The sequence below is a fragment of the Bacillus solitudinis genome, from assembly GCF_002797395.1.
GTDB lineage: Bacteria > Bacillota > Bacilli > Bacillales > Bacillaceae_D > Halalkalibacter_A > Halalkalibacter_A solitudinis.
Genome location: NZ_KZ454943.1, coordinates 2,896,367 through 2,902,532, shown reverse-complemented (window position 1 = coordinate 2,902,532; position 6,166 = coordinate 2,896,367). Strand labels below are relative to the sequence as shown.

The following is a 6,166-nucleotide window of genomic DNA, read 5'->3' as shown; positions in this document are numbered from 1 at the left end:
ATTAAAAAGGGCAGACGGGTCTTTTTTAACTGAAGCTCATCACATAAAACCTTATAATAAAAAACATCGTGGTGATGATAGAAAAGAAAATTTAGTAGTTTTATGTCCGAATTGTCATGCTCAATTTGATGACTCTTACTTCGCTATACACCCCGACACAAATAAAGTTCATTGTATTTTTGGAGAAGATGACCCTAAACATGAAACTCCATTATTAATTTTAGAAGGTCATAATTTAGGAGTGAATTATTTACAGTACGCCTGGAAGGAGTTTGAACGGAAGAAACAAACCCTTTAAATCGTTAGCTTAACAATAAAAAGGCAATGAAATACCCTCACAGATAACCTGCAGACGTAATTTCATTTCCTTCTTTATCTGTCCCAATCGGATCATGCAAGGAAACGTCTTTGTTTACCTTTTTCAATGCTCTTAAATGCATGAGGATTTCATTTTCAATACAGCGTGCCGCATACGTCGCTAATTTCGTTCCTTTTCCAACTGAATAACTCTCAATAGCTTTTATCAATCCAATCGTTCCTATAGAAATGAGGTCCTCTGTATCTTCACGTGTGTTTTCGAACTTTTTGACGATGTGAGCAACAAGGCGTAAATTATGCTCGATGAGCCGGTTGCGTGCCTCCTCATCACCTTCCTGCATTAACTCTAAGTATTTACGTTCCTCTTCCTTTTTCAGAGGCTGAGGAAAAGCGTTGTTTTTTACATATGATACAAAAACAACGACTTCCTTTACAAAATAGGAAATTGCAGCGAGTATACTTGACACAACATCACCTCCATTTTCTCCATACTTCATACGTATGTCGAATTGGGCTTGGTCGTGTCTGTACACCTAAGAATGTTTTTTAAACTCTTTTTTCATTTCACTTCCTTCCTTTAGAGCAGTCAATCCTCTCATAAAAAAAGATGTACAAAAGGTTAAAAATCAACCTTCTTGTACATCCTTTTATTTGCTTGAATTTCATCAAGACGTTGAATGACTTTAGCAAGCAAAGTGGTTCTCTCGACAAACGAGGAAATATCAAGATATTCTTTCTCGCTATGTGCATTTCCACCAACGGGACCCAGTCCGTCTAATGTTGGTATTCCAAGTGCTGCAGTAAACGAGGCATCTGATCCCCCGCCTGTTTTGGTATCCTTAATATCGAGTCCTAATTCTCTTCCGACATCTTGGACAATATGAAGTAATTCTGAGATCTTTTCATCTTTTATCATCGGTGGACGATTAATATCCCCCGTTAACTCAATAATCGTTCCTCGTACGTCGGAGGAGGCGCACACCTCTTCAATTTTATGAGCAAGCTCTTCTGCCTGTTCGGGAGTTGCTACACGAACATCAATGTGACCTATTGCTCGTGAAGAAACGGTGTTCACCGATGCGCCGCCCTCTATTATTCCAACATTAATCGACACTCCATGCTCATGGTCGTTTAATTCATAAAGCTTTACAATTTTATGAGCAAGCTCCTCAATAGCACTTCTTCCTTTTTCTGGTTCAATTCCTGAATGAGCTGCTTTTCCTTTTACTTTTATCGTAAATGTTCCATTACCACGGCGTTCTGTGACAACAGAACCATCCTTCCGAGCCGGCTCCATCACTAATGCATAAGCAGCATCTCTTGCCTCTTGTTCAATAAGGCTCCTCGACGTGATTGAACCAATTTCTTCATCAGTAGTTAGCAATACCTTCACTTGACGATAAGCATCATTTCCTGCTTCCTTTATCGCTGCTAAGGCATAAAGAACGGAAACTAGGCTTGCCTTCATATCAATTACGCCGGGCCCATAAGCCCGTGTACCTTCAATTTTAAATGGTCTCTTTTCGGCGGTACCCGCTTTAAAAACAGTATCCATATGAGCCACGATAACAACTGATGGGTTTGCCACTGTTGGGTGTGTAATGATTAAATGGTTGCCGCGCTGTGTTTGTTTGATTTCAGTAACATCATAACCAAGCAGCTCAAATTTCTCAGATAAAATCGACCCAATTTGGTCAATCCCCTTTTTTTGATACGAACCACTATCAATATTAACGAGTTGTTCGAGTAACTTTAACATGTCCTTTTCTTTAGACTGTACGTCCATGATGCCTACCCCTTACCTTCCAAACTTCTATAATCGACAAAAACTGAGCAAAAATTAGTTATTCTTATTATATCTTATGTTTGGATTTGTTACATTGTTTTAGAAAAAAAAACCGAACAAGCCTTATTCGACTCGTTCGGTTTTGGGTCTATAAGTATGATACGTGCCGACACGCTTTGCTTTTACGACTAACCGATGGGTGTGTGTTTGCTGGGTTCTATTATAAAAACCTTCACATGTAACAAGGATTAAATATGGTTGTCCGCTTGTTTTAAATATATCCTCAACGGAGGTATTCTCTCTCGGAAAAGAAGTGATTTCTTCAACTTCAAACATTAAAAGATGATTGTCCCGATCTAAAATATAAACCATCTCACCGGCTTGAATGCTACGTAAGGGGTAAAAAACTGCCGGTCCTTCATAATCATCAAAATGACCCGCAATCACTGCGCTGCCTTTACCTCCAGGATTGATACCATCCTTATACCAAAAAACTGATTGTCCATCAGCAGGTACCTGATACATCTCATTAACCCCTAAAGGTTTAATTGGCGCTTCAATTTGAAGTGATGGAATTTTTAACAGAATCGGTTCTGTTCCCGTCAAACTCGGCTTAGCATAGGCAGGGTTTGCAAACAAGAGTATTCCACATAAAAAACTTAAAATGGTTTTCATATTATTGAAGTGGAGATGCGCCACCAAGTCCTGTTTTCGGTATGTTATCAGGCATCGGCATCGAGTCTGTTAACAGGATAACCTCGAATTCGGGATCCCCTTCGACCAGCCCTATCGCGATTGCCGTATAGACAGAACCTTCTTTCAGCTCTAAATCATAAAGGTCAACAACGGCATCATCGCTACCTGCTAAATGTAATTCGAAATGATGGATACCTTTATCAAGCTCCATATAATCTGTTATTTGAGAGTAAATAACTTCTTGGAATAATTCATTTCCGATTGGTGTTGCGAGTTCAAGAGCGGATGCATCTGTTGAGAAGTGAGCTAACCTAATTTTAGTCATATCCTCTCTGGTATCCTTGTCATCAACCATTGATGTGAGGGTAATTTCCTCAAGTTCACCAATAGCAGCTAAGGTATAATGAGTGTTTTCTTCGACGGTAATTTCTTCTAAAATAACCGTTGTATCTGTTTCTTCTGAGTGGAATTCAATTGTATGAGTACCAGCAGGGACACGAAAATACTCACTCACATCCGAGTAGGAAAAAGCTTCTAGAATTAGTTCATCATTAGCATAAATATCAATATGAGGAGCATCGGGTGAGGCGTGTACAAAACGAACAAGGCTATCAGACTCAGCCTCTTTCGCATAGCCACTTCCGGCAAATGCGCTAAATACTAAACAACAAATCAAAAATTTTGTAATTAATTTCATTTCATTCATCTCCTTATTATGTCATCTTCACCCTTATCATCCCCTTTTCCAAGTTTATTGTATGCGCTTTTAAAATATCATTTTAATGGAAGTTACAGGGAATCAATTAACAAAAAAATGAGTAATTCGAAAAAACGAATTACTCGCAAAGGGGAGAGTAGAGAACTTTATTGGAAGCTAGGTCTGGGACCTTTCCTGTCTTTACTTTAACTTAATAGACAAGATTAAGCAGTGAATTTGTTACAAATTCTAACAGTAAAAGTAAAAAAGATAATAATAAAGCAACTTTTTATAGAAAGTCTTACACCCTGTATTGAAAAACATGGAGAGAGCTTCGTGGTATAATCAAGAAAAATAGGAAACCACCGAAAAAGGTCGGCTTTTCATTTTTCCGTGCCCTCTAGACTAGCCGTCTTTTGTTAAAAAACTTTTTATCCGAAAACATGTTATGCGTACATACAAACGTCTACCCCAGCATAAAAAATAACGTTAGTAGGCTAGCTAATAAGTTTACTGAATTTATGAAAGGAGTTATTAAGTTGAAACACATCACTCAGTTACAAGGGAGAAGTCCTCGAATTCTTGGGGAACAAAATCAACGCCATTCTGCTGTCATCCTCCCAATAGTTGAACATAATAATGAACTCAATATACTTTTTGAAGTTCGCGCTCTTTCTTTACATCAACAACCCGGAGAAATATGTTTCCCTGGTGGGAGGATTGACGAAACGGATCCATCGCCTCAAGCTGCGGCCGTTCGGGAGCTAACCGAAGAAATCGGTATACCTGCGTCCGATTTCGAAATAATAGCTCCGCTTGATACCGTCGTGACCCCGTTTCGTGGGATTATTCATCCATTTGTTGCGCATATTCATGATTTAGCTATGTTAAATTCAAATCTATCCGAAGTTGACCATGTTTTTATGGTTCCGCTCTCTTATCTGCACACTCACCAACCTGAACGTTACGATATGCAGGTGGAATACCAACCGTCTTCTGATTTTCCATTTGAGCTAATTGCAAATAAAGACCGCTATAAAAAACGTGTCGATAGCTTTGTAGAATACTTTTATCACTATGAGCAGTATGTCATTTGGGGATTGACGGCACGCATCCTTCACCACTTTCTTCAATTAACAAAACCGAGATAGTCCTTTTTTTTAGACATCCTCGGTTTTTTGTATTGGTGCGTCTTTTGGTAATCGAAATATAAAATAGAAGCTTAATAGCGCTAGGACTAAAAGCCCGATAAAAACAACTGATAGCCCATTTGAAAGAGCTGCTTGTAATATCGTTAGTTCCTCATTTGCTAACACGTAACTTTGTTCCGACTCCAGTAATGTATTAATAACATCTAATGTTGGTTCGAATGAGAGAACATCAGCATGTTCAGCTAAGTCTTTTTGCAATCGACTATTTAACAACCCTCCAAGAAAAGCAACACCGACAGCCCCACCAAGGGACCTCATAAACATGTTTAGTGCGGTTGCCTCTCCTCTGACATTCCATGAAACTGTTGATTGGATAGAAACCACAAATGTCGTTGTTGCAAAACCCATACCGACTCCTATTAAAAAGGAAGAAAGTGCTGCCCAAAGCGGATTTTGTATCACAACTAATAACAAATATCCAGTTGCTCCAGCGACTAATGCAAAGCCTCCAATTATCGCTGTAACACGGAATCCTATTCTTAGCATTAATTTACCAGCAATGGTTGATGAAATCGGCCATCCAATCGAAATGGCAGTAAGTGTTAAACCTGCTATTAGCGGAGATTCATTCATCACACCTTGAACATATGTAGGTAAAAAACTAGAGATAGCCAAGAGGATGGCTCCTGAAGTAAACGAAGCAATGTTTGCATATCGCAACCCCTTTTGTTGCCAAAGTGACAGCGTCATTATTGGGTCTTTCACACTTTTCTCATTAACGATAAATAGACAAAATGTCATCAAACTAACTAGGCTTAAAACCAATACAGGGGTTGATACCCATCCCCATGCAACACCACCTTGAATCATGACAACCATAAAGGACGATATACATATCAGTAATAGAAAGGCCCCCTTATAATCAATATCACGCTTTCGTTTTTCAACTGATTCTTGTAGGTAACAAACCACACCGAGAACGGATAGAATACCAAAAGGAATATTAATCCAAAATATCCAAGACCAATGCAGATATTCAATGAAAAAGGCACCGAGGATTGGCCCCACTATCGCAGAAACACCCCAAACACTTGCCAAATAGCCTTGTATCTTCGCGCGTTCTTCCTTGGTATACATATCCCCGACAATCGTTGTTGCTATCGGCTGCACGGCTCCGGCTCCAATTCCTTGAATAAACCTACTTATTATTAATAATTCCATGGTTGTTGATAAACCACATAGCAGAGATCCTATTAAAAAAATCCCAATACCTATCGAAAAAATAAGCTTACGCCCATACAAATCTGAAAGTTTACCATAAACGGGTATCATGACAACTTGCATAAGAAGATAGGAAGAAAAAAGCCAACTAAATAAAGAAAAGCCCCCTAAATCCGCGACAATTCTTGGTACAGCCGTTGCAACAATTGTTGCTTCAACCGCAGCCATAAACATCGCTAACATGACAGCCACTAACACTAGCGGCCGTTTCGTTACCCGTACGTTCCTCATACCGAC

The 6,166-nt window shown here is 39.2% G+C and carries 6 protein-coding genes and 1 pseudogene; 2 read left to right on the top strand and 5 right to left on the bottom strand.

The window, feature by feature from the left end; translation table 11 throughout:
- The coding region (locus CEF19_RS14085; protein ID WP_198510290.1) for an HNH endonuclease signature motif containing protein at positions 1 to 298 on the top strand (298 nt) is incomplete at its 5' end.
- Positions 299 to 353: 55 nt separating this feature from the next.
- Here the strand turns inward: CEF19_RS14085 and sigK are convergent.
- The 4 genes and pseudogenes from sigK to CEF19_RS14065 form a co-directional block, all read right to left on the bottom strand.
- Positions 354 to 815, bottom strand: a pseudogene (gene sigK / locus CEF19_RS14080) (RNA polymerase sporulation sigma factor SigK); the annotation flags it as partial.
- Positions 816 to 937: 122 nt separating this feature from the next.
- A complete protein-coding gene (locus CEF19_RS14075) occupies positions 938 to 2,104 on the bottom strand; it encodes a M20 family metallopeptidase (RefSeq protein ID WP_100406632.1) in 1,167 nt (388 codons plus the stop codon).
- A 123-nt stretch (positions 2,105 to 2,227) separates the two neighbouring features.
- Complete coding sequence (locus tag CEF19_RS14070; RefSeq protein ID WP_157800964.1) at positions 2,228 to 2,743, bottom strand: class F sortase; 516 nt, start codon at positions 2,741 to 2,743, stop codon at positions 2,228 to 2,230.
- A 37-nt stretch (positions 2,744 to 2,780) separates the two neighbouring features.
- Positions 2,781 to 3,497 (bottom strand): DUF4397 domain-containing protein, encoded by a 717-nt coding sequence (locus CEF19_RS14065; protein ID WP_157800963.1) that lies wholly within the window; start codon positions 3,495 to 3,497, stop codon positions 2,781 to 2,783.
- 539 nt (positions 3,498 to 4,036) lie between these two features.
- On the opposite strand from CEF19_RS14065, the gene CEF19_RS14060 reads away from it, so the two are divergent.
- Entirely contained in the window at positions 4,037 to 4,648 is a 612-nt protein-coding gene (locus CEF19_RS14060; protein WP_227521993.1) for an NUDIX hydrolase, read from the top strand.
- Between the two features lie 9 nt (positions 4,649 to 4,657).
- Here the strand turns inward: CEF19_RS14060 and CEF19_RS14055 are convergent, their stop codons facing one another.
- Positions 4,658 to 6,160, bottom strand: coding sequence for an MDR family MFS transporter (locus tag CEF19_RS14055; protein WP_100406628.1), 1,503 nt, complete (start codon positions 6,158 to 6,160; stop codon positions 4,658 to 4,660).
- Between the last annotated feature and the right edge of the window lie 6 nt (positions 6,161 to 6,166).